This window comes from Pseudomonas sp. G166, from assembly GCF_037027455.2.
GTDB lineage: Bacteria > Pseudomonadota > Gammaproteobacteria > Pseudomonadales > Pseudomonadaceae > Aquipseudomonas.
Genome location: NZ_CP146985.1, coordinates 6,367,262 through 6,389,347, shown reverse-complemented (window position 1 = coordinate 6,389,347; position 22,086 = coordinate 6,367,262). Strand labels below are relative to the sequence as shown.

Genomic DNA, 22,086 nt, shown 5'->3' with positions numbered 1-22,086 from the left:
TTTTATTCATGACCGCCTAGAAGCCCGCCGCCATGCGTCCTGCCCGTGCCCTGATCGACCTTCAAGCCCTGCGTCACAACTACCAATTGGCCCGCGAAGTCACGGGGGCCAAGGCCCTTGCGGTGATCAAGGCCGACGCCTACGGGCACGGCGCGGTGCGTTGCGCCGAGGCGCTGCAGGACACGGCCGATGGGTTCGCCGTGGCGTGCATTGAAGAGGCCCTGGAGCTGCGGGCCGCGGGGATTCGTGGCCCAGTCCTGTTGCTGGAAGGGTTCTTCGAGGCTGATGAACTGCCGTTGATCGTCGAGCACGACCTGTGGTGTGTGGTGCATTCGTTGTGGCAGCTTGAAGCGATTGAAAATGCGACGTTGAGCATGCCGATCACCGTCTGGCTCAAGCTTGATTCGGGGATGCACCGGGTCGGACTGCATCCGGCGGACTACCAAGCCGCCTATCGTCGCCTGCTCGCCAGCGGCAAAGTGGCGAAAATTGTATTGATGAGCCACTTCGCCCGCGCTGATGAACTGCACGATCCCAGCAGCAGCCAACAACTGGCTGTATTCGAGGCGGCCCGTCAGGGTTTGGCGGCCGAGATCAGCCTGCGCAACTCGCCGGCGGTGTTGGGTTGGCCGCAGATGCCGAGTGACTGGGTGCGGCCGGGCATCATGCTTTATGGTGCGACGCCTTTCGATGAACCCAATGCCGTCGCCTCGCGCCTGCAGCCGGTCATGACCCTGGAATCGAAGATCATCTGCGTGCGTGAATTGCCCGCGGGCGAGCCGGTGGGCTACGGCGCCCGTTTTGTGACCGCACAACCGACGCGGGTTGGGGTAGTCGCGATGGGTTATGCCGACGGTTACCCGCGCCAGGCACCCAATGGCACACCGGTGCTGGTGGCCGGGCAGCGCAGCCAACTGGTCGGTCGGGTGTCGATGGACATGTTGTGCGTCGATTTGACCGATATTCCCCAGGCCGGGCTCGGTTCGACTGTGGAGTTGTGGGGCAAGAACATCCTCGCCAGCGACGTCGCGAAAGCCGCCGACACGATTCCTTACCAGATTTTCTGCAACCTGCGACGGGTGCCACGGCTCTATTCCGGGCGCTGACGCAACGCGTAACCTACCGAAAGTCGCTTCACCGCACAGGATTCGGGTCAAAGTGTTGTAAATACTGAACGCTGTCGCCATGATAACGCTCACTTTCCACACAACCTGATCCCTGGAGGCTCCAGCATTGGACGTCGGTGAACGACTGCAATCCATTCGTAAACTCAAAGGCCTTTCCCAGCGTGAACTCGCCAAGCGCGCGGGCGTCACCAACAGCACTATTTCGATGATCGAGAAGAATAGCGTGAGCCCCTCGATCAGCTCGCTGCGTAAGGTTCTTGGCGGGATTCCCATGTCCATGGTCGAGTTTTTCTCCGAAGAAATCCTCCAGGAGAAACCGACCCAGATCGTCTACAAAGCCAACGAACTGATCGACATCTCCGACGGCGCCGTGACCATGAAGCTGGTGGGCAGGGCGCACCCGAGCCGAGCGATTGCCTTCCTGAACGAAATCTATCCGCCTGGGGCCGATACCGGTGAAGAGATGCTCACCCATGAGGGTGAGGAAACCGGGATTCTGGTGGAAGGGCGACTGGAACTGGTGGTCGGTGTCGAAACTTTCGTGCTTGAAGCCGGCGACAGCTACTATTTTGAAAGCACCAAGCCACACCGTTTCCGTAATCCGTTCGATGTGCCGGCGCGACTGATCAGCGCAGCTACACCGGCCAATTTCTAGGGAAAGAGGCGCCGGGCCTGGATGGCAAAGGCGCCCGAAGGAGGAGCTGTCACTTCAAACAAGACCCTTGCGACTTTGGGGTTGTTCCGTAGTGGCAGGCTTACCGCTATACTTGCGCCCGCCTGCAAACCGTGGCCGCAGGCGTGACTAGCCACCATTGAGGGTGTACGCGTGAACCTAATTATGAAAATGCTGGCTGCACCAGCAACCGTATTGGCCCTATGGGCAGTCAGTGCCCAAGCGGCGACCAACGACGAAATCGCCAAGCGCCTCGAACCCGTTGGCCAGGTCTGCGTCCAGGGGAAAGAGTGCAAAGGCATGGAAGTTGCCACTGCCGCTGGCGGCGCTGGCGGTGCCAAGAAGCCCGCTGATGTGATTGCAAAACATTGCAACGCTTGCCACGGCACGGGCCTGTTGGGTGCGCCGAAAATTGGTGACAAGGCTGCCTGGAAAGAACGCGCCGATCACCAGGGCGGTCTCGACGGCATCCTGGCCAAGGCCATTACCGGCATTAACTCCATGCCGCCAAAAGGCACCTGCGCCGATTGCTCGGATGACGACCTCAAGGGCGCCATCAAAGAGATGTCTGGCCTGTAATACGCCGACATCCTTCACAAAAAAGCCGCTTACGAGCGGCTTTTTTGTGCCTGGGGTTTTTCCAGGGCTGGTCATCGCAACCAAGACGCGGCAAGCTCGGTCCAACCCACATTCATGGAATGTCCAGGAGGGTCGGATGGTGCAGTTGTGTTCAATCGAACAGGCGGTGGATGACGTACTCGAGCGTCTACCTGAGCATATTCACCTTGGCATGCCCCTGGGGCTGGGCAAACCCAACCTGTTTGCCAACGCGCTGTACCGACGTATCGCCCAATCGCCCGAGCGACAACTGACCATCTACACGGCCCTGAGCCTGGGGCGACCGAACCTGGGTGACGGTTTGCAGAAACGCTTCCTCGAACCCTTTATCGAACGGGTCTTCGGTGATTACCCCGAACTGGATTACCTGGCCGACCTGCACCACGACAGCCTGCCGGCCAACATACGGGTCGAGCAGTTCTTCATGCAGCCCGGCAGCCTGTTGCACAGCGCGTCGGCCCAGCAGAACTACGTTAGCAGCAACTACAGCCACGCAGCCCGGGATATCAATGCGGCTGGCTTGAACCTGATAGGGCAGTTGGTGGCGAGCGATCCGCAGCACCCGGATCGCTTGAGCCTGAGCTGCAACCCGGACGTCACCCTTGACCTGTTGCCGATGATCGCCAAGCGGCGCGCGGCCGGGGAGACCATCCTCCTGGTCGGCCAGGTGCACAGCGATTTGCCCTACATGCCGGGCGACGCGGAAGTCGGCATCGACGCTTTCGACCTGTTGATCGACGAGAAGGACAATCACACATTGTTCTCCACGCCGAACATGCCGGTGGGCTTCCAGGATCATCTGATCGGCCTGCACGCCAGTACCCTGGTGCGTGACGGTGGGACGCTACAGATCGGCATCGGCTCCATGGGCGATGCGTTGACGGCGGCGCTGCTGGCGCGCCAGGCCGACAACGCCGGGTACCAGGCCTTGTTGACGGACCTGAACCTGAGCCAATGGGCGCAATTGATCGAGCGCGAGGGTGGGCTCGAGCCGTTTGCCAAGGGGTTGTATGGCTGTAGTGAGATGTTCGTCAACGGCTTGCTGGTACTGGCAGACGCCGGGATCATCCGACGCAAGGTCTATCCCGACGTCCCGACCCAGGAGCAGGCCAACGCCGGTACCCTCGACGAGGCGGCACAACCCGACGGCGTCTGCGTACATGGCGGGTTCTTTCTCGGGCCGCGCAGTTTTTACGAACGTCTGCGGGAGTTGCCACCGGCCCGCCGCCTCGAATTCAACATGACCCGCATCAGTTACATCAACGAGCTGTACGGCCAGGAACCACTCAAGCGCCTGCAGCGACTCGACGCACGCTTTATCAACACGGTCTTCACCATGACCCTGCTGGGTGCCGGGGTGGCTGACCAGTTGGAAGACGGCCGAGTCCTCAGTGGTGTGGGTGGGCAATACAACTTCGTTGCCCAGGGCCATGCGCTGGAGGGCGGGCGTTCGATCCTGCTCCTGCGTAGCTGGCGTGAGGCGGGAGGCGAGATCAGTTCGAACATCGTCTGGGAGTACGGCCATTGCACGATTCCCCGGCATCTGCGGGACATCGTGGTGACCGAGTACGGTATCGCCGACCTGCGGGGCAAGACCGATGCCGCAGTGATCGAGGCGCTACTGAACATCAGCGATTCACGTTTCCAGCCCGGGCTGATCGAGCAGGCGCAGAAAGCCGGCAAGTTGCCCAAGGACTTCTTGCTCGACCCACGGTTCGCGGACAACACCTCGGAACGTTTGCAGGCCATCCAGGCGCGGCATCCGAATCTGTTCCCGGAGTACCCGCTGGGTTGTGATTTCGACGCAATAGAGCGGGACCTGTTGCGAGCGCTGAACTGGCTCAAGAGCAAGTTCAAGCTCACCGAGATCCTGGAGTTGGGCAAAGCCGCCCTCGACGCCCCGGAGCCATGGGAATTTGCCGGTCATCTGGAGCGGATGCAACTGACCAACCCTGAAGGACTGAAGGAGGAGTTGTTTCAGCGGTTGTTGCTTGCTGGGCTCAAGACCACTGCGCAACAACAACCAACCTAAACCCCTGTGGAAGCGAGCTCGCTCCCACAGGATTGGAGGTGGTGATCAGTCGATGAAGGTCACGACCCCACCCGCCAGCGACTTCACCCGGGCCAGCGATTCAACGCGATAGCCTTGGGCATCCAGTTCTGCGCGGCCGCCCTGGAACGACTTCTCGATCACGATACCCAAACCCGCGACGGTGGCGCCGGCCTGCTTGATGATGGAGATCAATGCCTGGGACGCTTTGCCGTTGGCCAAAAAGTCATCGATGATCAGCACACGGTCGCTGCTGGTCAGGTGACGGGGGCTGATGGCCACGGTGCTTTCGGTCTTCTTGGTGAACGAATACACGGTCGCCGACAGCAGGTTTTCCGTCAGGGTCAGAGACTGTTGCTTGCGGGCGAAAATCACCGGGACGCCAAGGTTCAGGCCGGTCATGATCGCCGGGGCGATGCCCGAGGCTTCGATGGTGACGATCTTGGTGATGCCCGAGTCCTTGAACAGCGCGGCAAACTCATCACCGATCAGCTTCATCAACTGCGGGTCGATCTGATGGTTCAGGAACGCGTCGACTTTCAGGACCTGATCGGAAAGCACGATGCCTTGCTCGCGAATTTTCTGGTGCAGGGCTTCCATGAAGCCTCCTCTGGTGACGCCTTCTGCGTCTGGATTGGGTAAAAAGCGTGGTGGAAAAAGTAGTCGATTCTAACGCTTCAACATCGCTCGTATATCGGCCAGGGCGCTGTTGCCGCGAACGACTTTGACTTCCGTCGGAGTGTCGTCATTACCTTCCCAGGCCAGGTCGTCCGGCGGCAGCTCATCGAGAAAACGGCTCGGGGCGCAGTCGATCACTTCGCCGTATTGCTTGCGCTTGGCGGCGAAGGTAAAAGCCAGAGTCTGACGAGCCCGGGTAATGCCGACGTAGGCCAGGCGCCGCTCTTCCTCGATGGTGTCGGCCTCGATGCTGGAACGGTGCGGCAGGATTTCCTCTTCCATGCCCATAATGAACACGTAAGGGAATTCCAGGCCCTTGGAGGCGTGAAGCGTCATCATTTGCACGCCTTCGGCGCCGTCTTCCTCCTCCTGCTGGCGTTCAAGCATGTCTCGTAACACCAGTTTGCCGATGGCGTCCTCGACGGTCATGTCGCCGTCTTCATCCTTTTCCAGGGTGTTTTTCAGCGCCTCGATCAGGAACCAGACGTTGCCCATGCGGTAATCGGCGGCCTTGTCGCTGGAGCTGTTGGTGCGCAGCCAGTTCTCGTAGTCGATGTCCATGACCATGCTGCGTAGCGCCGAGATCGGATCTTCGCCGGCGCACTGTTCACGGACCTTGTCCATGAAGCGCTTGAAGCGTGCCAGGCGGTCGGTGAAACGGCTGTCCAGGTGTTCGCCCAGGCCGATTTCGTCGGTAGCGGCGTACATCGAGATCTTGCGCTCGGTGGCGTAGTTACCGAGTTTTTCCAGGGTGGTCGAACCGATTTCCCGCCGCGGGACGTTGATCACTCGCAGGAAGGCGTTGTCATCGTCCGGATTCACGATCAGGCGGAAATAGGCCATCAGGTCCTTGACTTCCTGACGCCCGAAAAAGCTGTTGCCCCCCGACAGGCGATAGGGGATCTGGTGATGCTGCAATTTCAGCTCGATCAGCTTGGCCTGGTAGTTGCCTCGGTACAGGATCGCAAAGTCACTGTACGGTCGATCGGTGCGCAGGTGCAGGCTGAGGATTTCCATGGCCACGCGCTCGGCTTCGGCGTCTTCGTTGCGGCAACGGATCACCCGGATCTCGTCGCCATGGCCCATCTCGCTCCACAGTTGTTTTTCGAACTCGTGGGGGTTGTTGGAAATCAGCACGTTGGCGCAGCGCAGGATGCGGCTGGTGGAGCGATAGTTCTGCTCCAGCATCACCACTTTGAGCGACGGATAGTCTTCCTTGAGCAGCATCAGGTTTTCCGGTCGCGCACCGCGCCAGGCGTAGATCGATTGGTCGTCGTCGCCCACTACGGTGAACTGGTTGCGTTTGCCGATCAGCAGTTTCACCAGCAGGTACTGGCTGGCGTTGGTGTCCTGGTATTCGTCCACCAGCAGGTAGCGGACCTTGTTCTGCCATTTTTCGAGAATGTCGGCGTGGTCCTGGAACAGCTTGACCGGCAGCAGGATCAGGTCGTCGAAGTCCACCGCGTTGAACGCCTTGAGGGTGCGCTGGTAGTGGGTATAGACGATGGCGGCAGTCTGTTCCTTGGGGTTGCGGGCGTTTTCCAGGGCTTCGGGCGGCAGGATCAAATCGTTTTTCCAGGCGCCGATCATGTTCTTGATCTCGTCCACGCCGTCGTCGCCCGAGTACTCCTTCTGCATGATGTCGGTCATCAAGGCCTTGACGTCGGTCTCGTCGAAAATCGAGAAGCCCGGCTTGTAGCCCAGCCGCGCATGTTCCTTGCGGATGATATTCAGGCCCAGGTTGTGGAAGGTGCAGACCGTCAGGCCGCGACCTTCACCGGCGCGCAGCAGGCCGCCGACCCGCTCTTTCATTTCCCGGGCGGCCTTGTTGGTAAAGGTCATGGCGACGATGTACTGGGCACGGATGCCGCAATTCTGGATCAGGTGCGCGATCTTGCGAGTGATCACGCTGGTCTTGCCGGAGCCTGCGCCGGCGAGCACCAAAAGAGGGCCGCCGACATAGTTCACGGCTTCTTGCTGCCGGGGATTGAGTCGGGACATGACAGGGTCAGGGAGTCGTTTGCAAAATGGGCCGGCATTTTAACAGGCTCAGAGAATTGTGCTGCTCTGTCCGACTTGTGACGTAACACTTCATTGTCATTTGCCGCTTTTGTCACTTTCACGCAGGATGTCGGGCGAACTTGCGCCTAACCGTGTGACTTCGCGTGGGAATAAACCGCCGAAAGCAAGTGTTTGAGAACCGTTGGCATTGGTCATTGCCAATCGGCAGGGTCATAATGCCCGGCGCCAACCACCTTGCAGAGTCTAGGGAGTCAGCTTGTCTACGCCTGTCGAACCCTTGCGTTTGCTGTTACTGGCCGAAGCGCCTGAGTGGTCAGCGATTTTGCGCGAGTGCCTGGCGCCCATGGGGCCGTCGGTCGTGCTCATCAGTGCCCCGAGCTGGGACTCGGTCAGCAGCCTGTTCGAAGACAATCGAAACTCGGTATTGTTGACGATTGCGGCCTTGCAGCCGGCGCCCGGCCGCTGCCGCTTGCCGACTGTCCTGCTGCTTGAGCATGAACCCGTGACTCCACCCGATGGCGTCAGCGACTGGCTGGTGCGCGATGTCCTCGATGGGGCGACCCTGCGCCGTTGCCTGCGCCATGTGCGTGAGCGCGGCGTGCTGGAAAACACCTTGCAGCGCCTCGCCGAACAAGACCCGCTGACCGGCATTGCCAATCGCCAGGGTTTCCAGACCTTGCTGGCGGCGCGCCTGGCTGAAAACGAAGGTCGCGGCCTGGCACTCGGTCACCTGGACCTGGACAACTTTCGTCACGCCAACGATGCCCTCGGCCACCAGGCCGGTGACCGCTTGATTCTGCAGGTTGTATCGCGACTCAAGGGGGCGCTTGAGGCTGGCGATCAACTGGCACGCCTGGGCAGCGATGAATTCGCCTTGCTGATTGATACCCGTCGTGCACCGCAGCGGGCCGAGTGGATGGCCGAGCGCATCACCGAAGCCATGGCCGAACCTTATTGGGTCGACGGCGAAAGCCTGTTGATCGGCTGCAGCCTGGGTATCGCTCACGCCCGCGCCCAGGCTGGTGCGGACCCGCTGATGTGGCACGCGCATATCGCCATGCAGCAGGCCAAGAGCACGCAAGGCTGCACCTTTCATATCTTCAATGAACGCATCAATCGCAATGCCCGCAGCCTCGCCGACCTGGAAAGCGAACTGCGCCGGGCGTTGCGCCGCGACGAGTTGGAGTTGCATTACCAGCCTCGGTTGAACCTTGATGGCGGCAACATCGTCGGTCTCGAGGCCCTGGTGCGCTGGCGTCATGGCGAACGCGGGCTGCTGCCGCCGAGTGAGTTCGTGCCGCTGGCCGAACAGAGTGGCCTGATCGTGCCGCTGGGCTACTGGGTGATTTCCCGAGCGCTGCGGGACATGCAGGCTCTGCGCGAGCGTGGTTTGGCGCCGTTGCACATGGCGGTCAACCTGTCGTTCCGGCAGTTCCAGGACAGCCAACTGCTGCCAACCCTGAGCCGGCTGATTGCCGAGCGAGGTGTCGAGGCCCAGTGGCTGGAGTTCGAACTCACCGAAACCGCTGTCATGCGCCGCAGCGAACTGGTCAAGCAGACCATGGATGCCTTGGGTCGCCTGGGGGTTCGTTTCTCCCTGGATGACTTTGGCACAGGGTTTTCCTCGTTCGTGCACCTCAACAGCCTGCCCATCGCCCTGCTCAAGATCGACAAGAGCTTCGTCGGCGGCATGGAGCAACGCGAAGAGAACCGCAAACTGGTGCATGCGATGATCAACCTCGCGCACAACCTCAACCTGGAAGTGGTGGCCGAAGGCGTGGAAACCCAAGAGCAACTGGATCTGCTGCGTGGCTTTGGCTGCGACCAGGTGCAGGGTTTCCTGATCAGCAAGCCGTTGCCGTTGCCTGAGCTGGTGCAATACCTGACGTTCGACGGCCATCAGTCGACGCAGCACTTCGTGGTCTAACACAACCCTTTGTGGGAGCGGGCTTGCTCGCGAAGGCGGTGGGTCAGTCGATACATTTCTGGCTGATCCACCGCCTTCGCGAGCAAGCCCGCTCCCACAGGGGGGATTCATTCAGTCTGGACGACCTCGAAACGCCGCGGCCCAGCCTCACCCCTGATCATCCGCCGCATCTTCCATTCAAACGCCAGCGTCAGGCTCACCGCCGCGCAGGCCAGCCCCAGGGCCAGGCCCCACCAGACCCCCGTCGGCCCCAACTCCAGGTGAAAAGCCATCCACCACGCCGCCGGTGCGCCGATCAACCAATAGCAACCCAGGCCCACCAGGAAGGTGGTCTTGGCATCCTTGAGCCCGCGGATGCAGCCCATCGCGATGGTTTGTGCGCCGTCGAACAGTTCGAACCACGCCGCCACGGCCAGCAGGCTCACGGCCAAGTCGATCACCGGACCGAATGCCGGGTCGTTGTGGTCCAGGAACAAGCCGATCAGTTGGTTGGGCAGTAGCCAGAACACCATGGCGAACGCCAGCATCACGGCCGCGCCAAAGCCAATCCCGACCCGCCCGGCCAGGCGCGCCATCAGCAGTTCCCCGGCGCCGTAGTGTTGGCCGATGCGCATGGTGATTGCGTAGGACATCCCCGCCGGAACCATGAACGCCACCGAGACGATTTGCAGGGCGACCTGGTGTGCCGCCAGCGGTGTGCTGCCCATGGTGCCGATGCACAGCGCGGCGAACGCGAACAGCCCGACTTCCACCGCGTAAGTGCCGCCAATCGGCAGGCCCAGGCGCCAGAGCTCCTTGAGGTATTGGCGATTGAGCCGTGATAGCCCTTCCAACAGTGGATAGGCACGGTAGGCCGGGTGCCGATGGATATGCCAGGCCAACGCCAGGGCCATGCAGTTGGCGACGATGGCCGTGACCAGGCCGATCCCCATCAAGCCGAGTTTCGGCAGGCCAAACAGGCCGGTGATGAAGGCGTAGTTGAGCAGGAAATTAGCCACGGTGCCGCTGAGGCTGATCACCATCACTGGCGTGGCCCGGCCGATGGCGCTGGTGAAGCCGCGCAGGGCCATGAAGCTCAGGTAGCCGGGCAGGGCGAACGGCAGCGCCAGCAGGAACTGGCCGGCGGAAAGCACGTTGGTTTCAGTTTGGCCAAACAGCAGCAACACCGGTTTGAGGTTCCACAACAATAACCCGGCCACCAACGCCATCAGCCACGCCAGCCACAGCCCGGCCTGGGTCAGGCGAGTGGCGCCTTCGACATCGCCGGCGCCCTGACGGATCGCCACCAACGTACCCACCGCCGCGATGACGCCAATGCAGAAAATCGACACGAATGAATAGCTGGCTGCGCCGAGCCCGCCACCGGCCAGCGCTTCGGGGCTCAGGCGCGCCATCATCAACGTGTCAGTCAGGACCATCAGCATGTGCGCCAACTGCGAGGCAATCAACGGCCCCGCCAGCCGCAGGATGGCCCAGAGTTCGGTACGCGCCGGATGCCGCATGATCATCACACTCCATGTTTAAACAAGGCAGTAAAGCGATGATTCTCGGTGCTTCTGGCGGTTTGCACAAAAGGATAAAAAAGATCGCTGGCATGATTAAAACTCATGCAGAAAAGACTTTCTGGTAGGGTTTGATCCAACGCTATAGGAGTTTTCCTGATGTCTCGTCGTCTTCCTCCTCTTTATGCGCTGCGGGCATTCGAAGCAGCGGCGCGATACAGCTCGTTTACCCGGGCAGCGGAAGAGTTGTCGATTACTCAAAGTGCAGTCAGTCGGCATATTCGTACGCTTGAGGAGCACTTTGCCTGCCGGTTATTTCAGCGCAGTGGTCGTAATCTTCAGTTGACCGAGGCGGCGCGGTTGTTGCTGCCGGGTGTACGGGACGGTTTCATGGCGCTGGAGCGAGCCTGCCATACATTGCATGGTGAAGACGGCATCCTGCGCATGAAAGCGCCGTCGACCCTGACTATGCGCTGGCTGCTGGCGCGCCTGAGTCGGTTCCGGCATCTGCAACCTGGCAACGAGGTGCAACTGACCAGCGCCTGGATGGATATCGACGCGGTGGACTTCAACACCGAGCCCTTCGATTGCGCTGTGCTTCTGGGCAATGGGCATTTTCCTGCGGACTGGGAAGCCAGCCTGCTGTTCCCCGAGGAGCTGATCCCGGTGGGCGCGCCGAACCTGTTGAACGACCAGCCCTGGGATGTGGCGCGGTTGGCCAGCGCCGAACTGCTGCACCCCACGCCGGATCGCCGTGACTGGCGCAACTGGCTGCAACGTATGGGGCTGTCGGACAAGGTCTCGCTCAAGGGGGGACAGGTGTTCGATACGCTGGAGCTGGGCATGATCGCCGCGGCCCGTGGTTATGGCGTATCCATGGGCGACTTGCTGATGGTGGCCGAGGACGTCGCCCAAGGCCGCTTGAGCCTGCCTTGGCCGACCGCCGTGGCCAGCGGTGAGCACTATTACCTGGTCTGGCCGAAAACCCGGCCCGGAGGTGAACGTTTGCGTCGACTCAGCGATTTTCTCCTAAGCGAGGTGAAGGCCATGCAACTGCCCGTCGTAGAGCGTCTTGGCTGAAACGTTGCAGGAGCCGTGCTAGGCACTTGGCATTATTCCGCCTAAACCGCTCAAGTATTCGGTTTCGCCGCCGAATGTGTTGGAGATAGTACTTTCGTATTAGAAAGAGCCTACCTACATACACCCGAATAAAATGCCGAGTGCGCGACGTGATCAGGATGATCCGGTCTCTCGGCCAGGAGCCGTCATGTCTCAACCTCGTGCCCGAATCGCCTCACAGCTAGGCCTTGCCCTTGCCGTGATACTGGCGGTCGTGATCTCCGGCAGCACTGTCTTTGCCCTGCGTTCGCTGGATACTGCCAACCTTGCCACCCGTGAAGAACATCTGGCCAGCGAAGCGCGACTGATGGCCGACCAGCTCAACACCTTCCACGAGACTTTGCGTGAAAGCACCCAGCGGTTGAGCGGGCTGTTCGAGAAGCGTTTCAGTGCGGGCCTGAGCGTGAACCCGGATCAGATGGTTGCGGTGGCGGGCGTCCAGACGCCGAGCCTGAACCTGGGCAGCCAGGTGCTGAACAACAACTTCCAGGAAGTTGACGAATTCAAGCAAACGACCGCCGGGGTGGCCACGGTATTCGTGCGCAGCGGTGACGATTTCATTCGTATCAGCACGTCGCTGAGCAAGCAGGACGGTACGCGGGCCATCGGTACCATGCTCGACCGGGCCGGTCCGGCATATGGCCCGGTGATGAGTGGGCAGAGCTACATTGGTCGAGCCTTGCTCTTTGGGCGCTTCTACATGTCGCAGTACACACCCGTACGTGATAGCAGCGGTAAGGTAATCGCCGTGTTGTACGTTGGATTCGATTACACCGACGCGCAGAACGCGCAGTTCGAGAACCTCAAGCGCTTCCGCATCGGCCAGACCGGTTCGCTGGCCTTGCTGGACGAGCAAAACAAATGGTTGGTGCCACCGGCCGGCGTCCAAGCCTTGGACCAAGCTGCTACTACCATCGTTGGCTTGGTCAAGAAACCGGGTAAAGGGGCGTTCTGGAGCGATACCGCCGAAGACTTCTACAGCGTGGCCGTGCCATTTACAGGCGGGCCGTGGGCGGTCGTGGCAAGCATGCCGAAAGCTGAAATCCGCGCCGTGACCTGGAGCGTCGGCACGCAACTGGCCATCGGCAGCCTGTTGGCAATGCTGTTGGCGGTCGGCTCGGCCATGTGGCTGCTACGCAGCAAGCTGGCGCCGTTGGGAGACCTGGTGCGTCAGGCCGAAGCGTTAGGCGCCGGCGACCTTAGCGTACGTCTGAACGTGTCGAGCCATGACGAAATTGGCCAATTGGCCCGCGCCTTCAACCAGATGAGCCAGGCCCTGTCGACCATGGTCGAGCACATCCGCAAGGCCTCGCAAGAGGTCAACAGCCGTGCCCAGGCCCTGTCCGGGTTGTCCAACGGTGCCTACGAAGGCATGGAGCAGCAGTCTGGGGAAATCACCAGCATGGCTGGCGCAGTGGAAGAGTTCAGTGCTACCTCGCTGGACATCGCCGACAACATGGGCAACACCCAGCGCCTGGCCCAGGAAAACGCCCAGCAGACTCAGATCGGGCGTACATCGATGGACGAGGCTTCATCGTCCCTGGAGCAGATCGCCAGCGCGCTGAACAGCACCGCTACGGTCATCAACACCTTGGGCCAGCGCTCCCAGGAAATCGGCGGCATCGTCGGGGTCATCACCTCGATTGCCGAGCAGACCAACCTGCTGGCCTTGAACGCCGCCATCGAAGCCGCCCGTGCCGGTGAGCAGGGCCGTGGTTTTGCCGTGGTGGCTGACGAAGTTCGCAGCCTGGCATCCCGTACCCGTCAGGCCACTGACGAGATTTCCGGCATGATCAACAGCATCCAGCAGGAAACCGGCAACGCCATCAGCACCATGGAGCAGGGCAACCTGCTGATGCAGGAGGGCCTTTCGCGCAACGCCAATGTGGCCTCGGCCCTGGCGCGCATCGACGAGCAGAGCCGCTCCGCTGGCCAACAGTTCGCGGCCATCACCACGGCCACTCAGGAACAAAGCAGCACCGCGACCTTGCTCAGCAGCAACCTGCAAAGCATCGCCATGGCCAACAGCGAACAGCGCCAAGTGGTCTCGAACCTGGCGGTCACCGCCAAGGAACTGGAAAAACTGGCCCAGGACCTGCGCCAAGAGGTTGATCGGTTCCGCTGAGGCCTATGGAACCAACGCGAGCAAGCTCCCCCGGGATCAGTGTGGGAGCGAGCTTGCTCGCGATGGCAGCGGTACAGTCAGCATCTCCACCAACTGAGCTATTGCTATCGCGAGCAGGCTCGCTCCCACAAGGGAATTGCGGTGACACACTTCTGGTTCCCGCTGGGAATCGGTGTGGGAGCGAGCTTGCTCGCGATGACGGCGGCACAGCCAACATCAACCGCTGACTGACCCACCGCTTTCGCGATCAACCCTCTCCCACAAAGCTTTCCCTCCAATTGTGTTTTTTTCAGAGATGTTGCCGTTTTTGTGCTTGCTGAAACGTTTCTTCAAGTCTATAAAAACCGCACAACTCCAATAAAAGGCCCTGTCCATGAATTCGCTCAAACTCCTCGTTGCCCTTAGCGCCTTGGGCGCTGCTTCCCATGCCATGGCTTGGGATTATGTTCTGCTCGATACCGATAAAGCGGCTCAACCCTGGCAAATCACCAGCCAACAACTCGGCGTGAAAACCGACAAACCCTTTTCCGTGACGATGCGCACCCTGCATGGTGGCCGGCAAGAGGGCGTCAGCATCGTCGATATCGACAACGGCACCATGAAGTTATCAGTGGTTCCGACCCGAGGCATGAATGTGCTGCAGGCGTCGATCGGCAATGTGCGCATGGGCTGGGATTCGCCGGTCAAGGAAGTGGTCAATCCAGCGTTCATCGAACTCAATGGCCGCGGCGGATTGGGCTGGCTCGAAGGTTTCAATGAGCTGGTGACCCGCTGTGGCTACGAATGGGTCGGCCATCCCGGTATGGATAATGGTGAATTGCTGACGCTGCATGGTCGCGCAGCCAACATCCCGGCCAACAAAGTCACTTTGCACATCGATGAAAAGCCTCCATACGCCATCACCCTTCGGGGCGAGTTGAAGGAGCAGGCCTTCAAGAAGGTCGACTTCTCGGTGCAGACCGAACTGGTCACCGAGCCTGGCAGTGTGACTTTCGCACTCAACGATACGTTGACCAACAACGGCGACTACCCGAAGGAATACCAGGCGCTCTATCACAGCAACTTCAGCACACCTTTCCTGGAGCAGGGCGCTCGTTTCGTTGCACCGGTGCAGCAGGTCTCGCCGTTTAACGATAAGGCCAAGGGCGATTTGCCTGATTGGCAGACGTACCGCGCGCCCACCAAGGATTACGACGAAACCGTCTATAACGTCGTGCCGTACGCCGATTCCAAGGGCGATACGCTCACCGTCTTGCATAACAAGGCCGGCAGCCTCGGTGTGTCGGTGGGCTTCAACACCGCTACGCTTCCGGTGTTCTCCCTGTGGAAAAACACCGATACCCAAGGCCAGGGCTACGTGACCGGGCTGGAGCCTGGCACCAGCTTTTCCTATAACCGCCGGTATCAGCGGCCGCTGAACCTGGTGCCTACCATCGCGCCGAAAGAGCAGAAGCAATTCAAGATCCACTACAGTCTGTTGGCGGATAAGGGCGCCGTGGACAAGGCTCTCAAGCGCATCGATGAAATCCAGGGTGGCCGGAAAACCGAGGTGCGGGATACGCCGCTGGTGGACCTTAGCAAGCCATGACGCATTTCAGGGCGTTGCGGGCCGATACTGCAATGCTTCAGCCAGGTGCTCGCGACTGATTTGATCCACCCGCTCAAGGTCCGCCAACGTACGGGCGACCTTGAGCAGGCGGTGGGCGGCTCGCAGCGATAAGGTCAGGCGCTCGCAAGCGGTTTCCAGCCACGTTTCATCGATTGCGGATAATTTGCAATGCTGACGCAAGCCCGGCAGATCCAGGAAAGCGTTGGCGCAGTCCTGACGCTTTTGCTGGCGCTCCCGGGCCTGGGCCACTTGCTCGGCGACGGTGGCGGTATCGGCACCGGGTTCGTGCCTTGGGTTCAACGCCGTGGCCTCCCGGGCGACGGTCAGGTGCAGGTCGATGCGGTCCAGCAGAGGGCCAGAGAGTTTATTGCGGTAGCGCTGCACCATGTCCGGTGTACATGAGCAACGACCGCTGGGCTCGCCAAGATATCCACAGGGACAGGGATTCATCGCCGCTACCAATTGAAAGCGTGCCGGAAAGCGCACACGGTCTCGGGCGCGAGAAACCACGATGTGGCCAGACTCCAGTGGTTCCCTCAGGACTTCCAGCACCTTACGGTCGAACTCCGGCAGTTCATCCAGGAACAGTACGCCATGGTGGGCGAGGGTGATTTCCCCTGGTTGCGGTTTCGATCCACCGCCCACCAGCGCCGGACCGGAAGCCGAGTGGTGGGGCTGGCGAAACGGGCGCTGCGGCCAATGGCTCAACGGCACGCAACTGGCGACCGACTGAATGGCTGCGACCTCCAGGGCCTCACTTTCCGCCAACGGCGGTAGCAGCCCCGGCAAACGGCTCGCCAGCAGGGTCTTGCCGGTGCCCGGTGGTCCGCTGAGCAACAGGTTGTGAGCCCCTGCGGCGGCGATCAGCAACGCCCGCTTGGCCCCGGCCTGGCCTTGTACTTCATTCAGGTCGGGGTAGGGCTTGCTGGCTGAAAGCAGCCCGTTGGAAACAAACGTCTTGACCGGGGTGTGGCCGTTAAAGTGAGCCACGGCTTCGAGCAGATGATTCACCGCAATCACCTTCAGCCCCGACGCCAAGCAGGCTTCCTCGGCATTCGCCCATGGCACCACCAGCGTACGCCCGGCCTTGCGCGCCGCCAGCGCTGCCGGCAATACCCCGCGTACCGGTCGCACGGCGCCGGATAACGCCAACTCGCCAAGGCATTCAACGTCGTCGAGCATCAGGGTCGGTACTTGCACGCTGGCTGCGAGGATCCCCAAGGCAATGGCCAGGTCGAACCGACCGCCGTCCTTTGGTAGATCCGCCGGCGCCAGGTTCAAGGTGATGCGCCGCGCCGGAAAACTCAGGCCCGAGTTGATGATCGCGCTGCGCACCCGGTCCTTGCTTTCCTTCACCGCCGCCTCCGGCAAGCCGACCATCGTCAACGACGGCAAGCCATTGGCCAGGTGAACTTCAACGGTAACGGCAGGAGCCTCCACCCCCACCTGAGCGCGGCTATGGACAATGGCAAGCGACATGAATCGTTCCTTGAGTGAATAGGGCACCGCGTCCTGCGGCTCTTGAAGGTTAGTCGTGGGGGCAGGCATCGGTGGGGTAATTGACGGGGAAATTTTGGCAGGATGTTGCGGGATAACCGGTCGATGGAAGGCGAGTGCGACACTCGTTTCCAGCATGGCTTACTGCGCGCGCTTGCTATCTGTCTCCACTCTGCCGGTTCGAAAATGACCGGGCCGGGCCTCTGCTAGACTGCGATTTGCTCCATCGGCACTTGGCGGTATCAGAGGCGCTACGAGGAGGTGGCCCATGAACGATCTGCTGGCTCTGTTGACCGATAACCGCTTCATGCCCCACGGGCATTGCTATATGTGGCGCCCGGACCTGCTGTGGACCAATGTGATCGCCGATGGCCTGATCACCCTCTCCTATATCAGCATTCCCTTCACGCTGATCTACTTCATCCACCGGCGCAAGGACGTACCTTTTGACTGGATGCTGACGGCCTTTGGCGTGTTTATCCTGGCCTGTGGGACCAGTCACGTGATGGAGATCCTGACCATCTGGCAGCCCTATTATTGGCTGTCGGCGCTGGTCAAGGTGATCACCGCGATTGCCTCGGTGATCACCGCCATCCTGCTGGTCCGGCTGGTGCCCGCGGCCCTGAAGATCCCCAGCCCGCAGCAACTGGCCAAGGTCAACGACGAGTTGCGCGAGGCGCAGGCCGAGCTGGTCACCACGGCGCGCCGGGCCGGCATGGCAGAAATCGCCACCAATGTGCTGCATAACGTGGGCAATGTGCTCAATAGCGTCAATGTGTCAGCCCAGGTCCTGTACGAGAAAGTGCATACATCCAAAAGGCCGGGAGTCGCCAAGGTCGTTCAATTGATGAGGGAGCATCCTGATGATCTGGGTGACTTCATCAGCAGCGATCCGAAAGGCCGCGCGCTACCGGATTATCTCGGCAAGCTGGCCGAGGCGCTGGCAGCCGAGGAGCAGAGCATGATCGGCGAGCTGACGAAGCTGACCAGGAGCATCGACCATATCAAGGAGATTGTCGCCACCCAGCAGTCCTATGCCGGCAACTCCAGCGTGCTGGAGCCGGGTTCGCTACGAGAGCTGCTCGAGGATGTGGTGCGCATCTGCGATGTGTCCCTGGCCCGCCATCAGGTCACGCTGGTCAAGGAGTTCAGCGATATTCCGACGATGCCCCTGGACAAGCACAAAGTGCTGCAGATCCTGGTCAATCTGATCAACAACGCCAAGCAGGCGCTTGGCTCGGGCCTGGAGCGACCGTCCCGGATTACCCTGCGCCTGAAGGTCGTTGGCGACACGCATGTGCGGATCGAGGTCGAGGACAACGGCGAGGGGATTTCGGCGGACAATCTCGCGCGGGTGTTCGAGCACGGTTTCACGACGCGTGCCGATGGTCATGGTTTCGGCCTGCACAGCTGCATCCTGGCCGCCCACGAGATGGGCGGTGAGCTGACGGCATGGAGCGCGGGGCCGGGCAAGGGCGCGCTCTTTACCTTGGAGCTGCCGCTCGCGCTTGCACAGGGCCAATCCTGCAGGGCGGCGAATGGTTGAACCGCCAGCCTGGGCGGTCTATTCCTGTGCTGGAACCAATCGTGCTTCCAGCTCTGCGACCTTGGCCTCCAGGCTTTCAAGCCGTGCCCGGGTTCGGGCCAGCACGACCATCTGGCTGTCGAATTCTTCCCGGCTCACCAAGTCCAGTTTGCTGAACCCACTTTGCAGCAGGGCCTTGAACTGGCTTTCGATTTCGCTTTTGGGTAGCGGGGTGTCGCCGCTCAATAGGCGGGAGGCGTGGCCGCTCAGGGCGTCGAGGAGGTCTTTGGGCGCAAGCATGTGCAGTGTCCTGAAAACGATGGCGGGCAGTGTACCACGCAGTGTCTATAGTCAATTGGCAAGCAAGGATGCACGCTTTTCGCGCACTGGGTCGGGCGATGGTGCACTGTTGTTGTGCGTATCGCTGCGGTTCGTGGTGCGAAGCAAGCGGGTACGGTGGGTAAGAGACTGAAATCAGAGGGTTTGGGTACAGGTGGCAAGGTTTCTGCTTAGACGCTGATGACCCATGCACTGATGCAGTCGTTGTGACGAATGCAGTGCAGCAGGCGGAGCGGGGAGCTTCGTCAGGAACGGTTAGCTGGCACCTGTCGGGCAACTTGGGCCGACGATGCGTTACAAAGCCAGGCACTGCGCTTAGACTTGAGTCGGGTTTGTTTTCCTGGGGCAAGTCCACCAATTCGGGAGAAAGTTTCATGAAGCTAGTCACTGCCATCATCAAGCCGTTCAAGTTGGACGACGTGCGCGAGTCGTTGTCCGAGATCGGCGTGCAGGGCATTACCGTTACTGAGGTCAAAGGCTTCGGTCGGCAGAAGGGTCACACCGAGCTGTATCGCGGCGCGGAATACGTGGTCGACTTCCTGCCCAAGGTGAAGATCGATGTCGCCATTGACGACAAGGATCTCGACCGGGTGATCGAGGCGATCACCAAGGCCGCCAACACCGGCAAGATTGGTGACGGAAAGATCTTTGTGGTCAATCTGGAACAGGCTATTCGCATCCGTACCGGCGAAACCGATACCGACGCTATCTAAGCCGCCAAACCCAACGCCCCAGGAGAAAACAATATGACTCTGCGTAAATTCGCAGGGCTAGGAGCCCTGTTGTCCTTCGCAATGCCTGGCCTGGCCATGGCAGAAGAAGCGGCAGCCCCAGTCCTGAACTCCGGCGACACCGCCTGGATGCTGACTGCTACGATTCTTGTGCTGTTCATGACCATTCCCGGCCTGGCGCTGTTCTATGGCGGCATGGTTCGCTCGAAAAACCTTCTTTCCGTGATGATGCAGTGCTTCGCCATTACCGGTCTGATCAGCATCCTGTGGGTCATTTATGGCTACAGCATCGCGTTCGACACCACGGGTATGGAGCAGGGCGTCGTCAACTTCAACTCCTTTGTCGGCGGCCTGGGCAAAGCGTTCCTGGCGGGCGTCACCCCGTCCAGCCTGACCGGCCCGGCAGCGCTGTTCCCTGAAGCCGTGTTCATCACGTTCCAGATGACCTTCGCCATCATCACTCCGGCGCTGATCGTCGGTGCGTTTGCCGAGCGGATGAAGTTCTCCGCCATGCTGGTCTTCATGGGCGTGTGGTTCACCTTGGTGTATGCACCGATTGCGCACATGGTCTGGTCCGGTAACGGCGGCCTGCTGTGGGACTGGGGCGTGCTGGACTTTGCCGGCGGCACCGTGGTGCACATCAACGCCGGTATCGCTGGCCTGGTGGCGTGCCTGGTGCTGGGCAAGCGCAAAGGCTTCCCGACCACGCCGATGGCCCCGCATAACCTGGGCTACACCCTGATGGGCGCCGCCATGCTGTGGGTCGGCTGGTTCGGCTTCAACGCCGGTTCTGCCGTCGCCGCCAACGGCACCGCCGGCATGGCGATGCTGGTTACCCAGATTGCCACCGCTGCGGCGGCGCTGGGCTGGATGTTTGCCGAGTGGATCACCCACGGCAAGCCAAGCGCACTGGGCATCGCCTCGGGCGTGGTAGCGGGTCTGGTTGCGATCACTCCGGCAGCCGGCACCGTGGGCCCGATGGGCGCCCTGGTCATCGGCCTGGCGGCGGGCGTGGTGTGCTTCTTCTGCGCCACCACCCTCAAGCGCAAACTTGGCTATGACGATTCCCTGGATGCCTTCGGCGTGCATGGCATTGGCGGTATCCTCGGCGCGATCCTGACCGGTGTATTCGCTGCGCCGGCCCTGGGTGGCTTCGGCACCGTGACCGATATCGGTGCGCAAGTGTGGATTCAATTCAAGGGCGTGGGGTTCACGGTGGTCTACACCGCGATCGTCACCTTCATCATCCTCAAGGTGCTGGACGCCGTCATGGGTCTGCGTGTTTCCGAGGAAGAAGAAGCCGTGGGCCTGGACCTGGCCCAGCACAACGAGCGTGGCTACAACCTGTAAGTACGCGCGATAAAAAAATGCCCGGTTCGCCGGGCATTTTTTTGTCTGGGATTTGTCAGTGCTCACAGGGAGTGCTGGTTTTTCCGACGTCTTTTGTTATGTATGCGACATGGGTTTTTCTACGGCCAAAGGCTTACATGGAGGCAGGCGCATTAGGCCCTTTGTTTTTTCCCAGAGCGCGCTAGAATGCGCGCCGAACGTGCGGAGATCTGTATGTGGCAACAGACGCTGATAACCCTGCGGGCAAGGCCCCGGGGCTTTCATCTGGTGACGGACGAGTTACTCGCCGGCCTGCCTGAACTCCAGGTATGTCGTGTCGGTCTGTTGCATCTGTGGCTGCAGCATACCTCGGCCTCGTTGACCATCAACGAGAACGCCGATCCGGCGGTACGTCGAGACTTCGAACGATTTTTCAATCGGCTGATCCCACAAGGAACCGTCGATTATGAGCACAACGACGAAGGCCTGGACGACCTCCCGGCGCACTTCAAGGCCAGCGTGCTTGGTTGCCAGCTCAGCCTGCCGGTCACGGCAGGACGGCTGGCCCTGGGGACCTGGCAAGGTGTCTATCTGGGCGAGCACCGTGATCATGGCGGTGCTCGTAAAGTCCTCGCCACCTTGTACGGTGAAGGGGCATAACCGCTGATTGCCGGCGGATGTTGAATTTTTTCTGGCAGCCTTCGACAGATGGCGAAGCTGGGCTATAACTAATCTGCTTTTCGCAAGTCATGAGGTAGAACATGAGCGACGATGATCTGGAAAACGACGACCTCGAAGTAGGTGACGAAGACGAGGCTGAAGAAGGCCTGGAAGCGGCGGCTGAAGACGTTGCCGATGATGAGGCCGATGTACCGGTCCCCACCGCCAAAGGCAAGGCCAAGGCGGCGGTATCGGTCGACGAGTTGCCGAGCGTAGAGGCCAAGAACAAGGAGCGTGATGCGCTCGCCAAGGCCATGGAGGAATTCCTGGCCAGGGGTGGAAAGGTGCAGGAAGTGGAGGCCAACGTGGTCGCTGATCCGCCCAAGAAGCCTGACAACAAGTACGGCAGTCGCCCTATCTGAGCTTCTGCTTCTTGCTTGCTGGAAAAGCCCGCCGTCGCTGCGGGCTTTTTCATGGGCTGGATAAAGTTTTCAGGCTAAGCGCCGTCCCTGTGGGAGCGAACTTGCTCGCTCCCACAAAGGGTTTTGGCGGCTA

General features: G+C 60.6%; 18 protein-coding genes. 13 read left to right on the top strand and 5 right to left on the bottom strand.

Going from position 1 to position 22,086, the window contains the following annotated elements:
- Positions 1–32 precede the first annotated feature (32 nt).
- The 4 genes from alr (at position 33) to SGN16_RS28435 (ending at position 4,450) form a co-directional block, all read left to right on the top strand.
- Positions 33–1,106 carry an alanine racemase gene (gene alr / locus SGN16_RS28450; protein ID WP_210642007.1) on the top strand — a complete coding sequence of 358 codons (1,074 nt, stop codon included), beginning with the start codon at positions 33–35 and terminating at the stop codon, positions 1,104–1,106.
- Between the two features lie 127 nt (positions 1,107–1,233).
- A complete protein-coding gene (locus tag SGN16_RS28445) occupies positions 1,234–1,782 on the top strand; it encodes a cupin domain-containing protein (protein ID WP_003206841.1) in 549 nt (182 codons plus the stop codon).
- A gap of 183 nt (positions 1,783–1,965) precedes the next feature.
- A complete protein-coding gene (locus SGN16_RS28440; protein ID WP_210645460.1) occupies positions 1,966–2,379 on the top strand; it encodes a c-type cytochrome in 414 nt (137 codons plus the stop codon).
- A 136-nt stretch (positions 2,380–2,515) separates the two neighbouring features.
- Positions 2,516–4,450: an acetyl-CoA hydrolase/transferase C-terminal domain-containing protein gene (locus SGN16_RS28435; RefSeq protein ID WP_335944541.1), complete on the top strand. Its 1,935-nt coding sequence runs from the start codon at positions 2,516–2,518 to the stop codon at positions 4,448–4,450.
- Positions 4,451–4,495: 45 nt separating this feature from the next.
- Here SGN16_RS28435 and SGN16_RS28430 read toward each other — a convergent pair whose 3' ends face one another.
- Both SGN16_RS28430 and rep read right to left on the bottom strand, forming a co-directional pair.
- Positions 4,496–5,068: a xanthine phosphoribosyltransferase gene (locus SGN16_RS28430; RefSeq protein WP_003206836.1), complete on the bottom strand. Its 573-nt coding sequence runs from the start codon at positions 5,066–5,068 to the stop codon at positions 4,496–4,498.
- Between the two features lie 69 nt (positions 5,069–5,137).
- Positions 5,138–7,147 (bottom strand): DNA helicase Rep, encoded by a 2,010-nt coding sequence (gene rep, locus SGN16_RS28425; RefSeq protein ID WP_109752688.1) that lies wholly within the window; start codon positions 7,145–7,147, stop codon positions 5,138–5,140.
- 277 nt (positions 7,148–7,424) lie between these two features.
- Here rep and SGN16_RS28420 point away from each other — a divergent pair, with 277 nt between their 5' ends.
- Positions 7,425–9,095 carry a bifunctional diguanylate cyclase/phosphodiesterase gene (locus SGN16_RS28420; protein WP_335944540.1) on the top strand — a complete coding sequence of 557 codons (1,671 nt, stop codon included), beginning with the start codon at positions 7,425–7,427 and terminating at the stop codon, positions 9,093–9,095.
- A 107-nt stretch (positions 9,096–9,202) separates the two neighbouring features.
- Here the strand turns inward: SGN16_RS28420 and SGN16_RS28415 are convergent, their stop codons facing one another.
- Positions 9,203–10,597 carry a NorM family multidrug efflux MATE transporter gene (locus SGN16_RS28415; RefSeq protein WP_335944667.1) on the bottom strand — a complete coding sequence of 465 codons (1,395 nt, stop codon included), beginning with the start codon at positions 10,595–10,597 and terminating at the stop codon, positions 9,203–9,205.
- 159 nt (positions 10,598–10,756) lie between these two features.
- On the opposite strand from SGN16_RS28415, the gene SGN16_RS28410 reads away from it, so the two are divergent.
- From SGN16_RS28410 to SGN16_RS28400, 3 genes are all read left to right on the top strand, one after another.
- A complete protein-coding gene (locus SGN16_RS28410; RefSeq protein WP_210642003.1) occupies positions 10,757–11,677 on the top strand; it encodes a LysR substrate-binding domain-containing protein in 921 nt (306 codons plus the stop codon).
- A gap of 187 nt (positions 11,678–11,864) precedes the next feature.
- Positions 11,865–13,841 (top strand): methyl-accepting chemotaxis protein, encoded by a 1,977-nt coding sequence (locus SGN16_RS28405; RefSeq protein ID WP_335944661.1) that lies wholly within the window; start codon positions 11,865–11,867, stop codon positions 13,839–13,841.
- Positions 13,842–14,214: 373 nt separating this feature from the next.
- Positions 14,215–15,429: an aldose 1-epimerase family protein gene (locus SGN16_RS28400; protein ID WP_335944660.1), complete on the top strand. Its 1,215-nt coding sequence runs from the start codon at positions 14,215–14,217 to the stop codon at positions 15,427–15,429.
- Positions 15,430–15,435: 6 nt separating this feature from the next.
- Here SGN16_RS28400 and SGN16_RS28395 read toward each other — a convergent pair whose 3' ends face one another.
- Positions 15,436–16,929, bottom strand: a complete 1,494-nt coding sequence (locus SGN16_RS28395) for a YifB family Mg chelatase-like AAA ATPase (protein WP_210642000.1) — start codon at positions 16,927–16,929, stop codon at positions 15,436–15,438.
- Between the two features lie 286 nt (positions 16,930–17,215).
- On the opposite strand from SGN16_RS28395, the gene SGN16_RS28390 reads away from it, so the two are divergent.
- Positions 17,216–18,493 carry a HAMP domain-containing sensor histidine kinase gene (locus SGN16_RS28390; RefSeq protein ID WP_335944659.1) on the top strand — a complete coding sequence of 426 codons (1,278 nt, stop codon included), beginning with the start codon at positions 17,216–17,218 and terminating at the stop codon, positions 18,491–18,493.
- Positions 18,494–18,511: 18 nt separating this feature from the next.
- On the opposite strand, the gene SGN16_RS28385 is transcribed toward SGN16_RS28390, so the two are convergent.
- Positions 18,512–18,772, bottom strand: a complete 261-nt coding sequence (locus SGN16_RS28385) for an accessory factor UbiK family protein (protein WP_063323829.1) — start codon at positions 18,770–18,772, stop codon at positions 18,512–18,514.
- Between the two features lie 413 nt (positions 18,773–19,185).
- Between SGN16_RS28385 and glnK the strand changes: the two genes are divergently transcribed.
- From glnK to sutA, 4 genes are all read left to right on the top strand, one after another.
- Positions 19,186–19,524, top strand: coding sequence for a P-II family nitrogen regulator (gene glnK, locus SGN16_RS28380; RefSeq protein WP_002555808.1), 339 nt, complete (start codon positions 19,186–19,188; stop codon positions 19,522–19,524).
- Between the two features lie 33 nt (positions 19,525–19,557).
- Positions 19,558–20,892, top strand: coding sequence for an ammonium transporter (locus SGN16_RS28375; protein ID WP_210641995.1), 1,335 nt, complete (start codon positions 19,558–19,560; stop codon positions 20,890–20,892).
- Between the two features lie 213 nt (positions 20,893–21,105).
- Positions 21,106–21,531: a secondary thiamine-phosphate synthase enzyme YjbQ gene (locus SGN16_RS28370; RefSeq protein ID WP_210641994.1), complete on the top strand. Its 426-nt coding sequence runs from the start codon at positions 21,106–21,108 to the stop codon at positions 21,529–21,531.
- A gap of 101 nt (positions 21,532–21,632) precedes the next feature.
- Positions 21,633–21,953: a transcriptional regulator SutA gene (gene sutA, locus SGN16_RS28365; RefSeq protein ID WP_210641993.1), complete on the top strand. Its 321-nt coding sequence runs from the start codon at positions 21,633–21,635 to the stop codon at positions 21,951–21,953.
- The last annotated feature ends 133 nt before the right edge of the window (positions 21,954–22,086 follow it).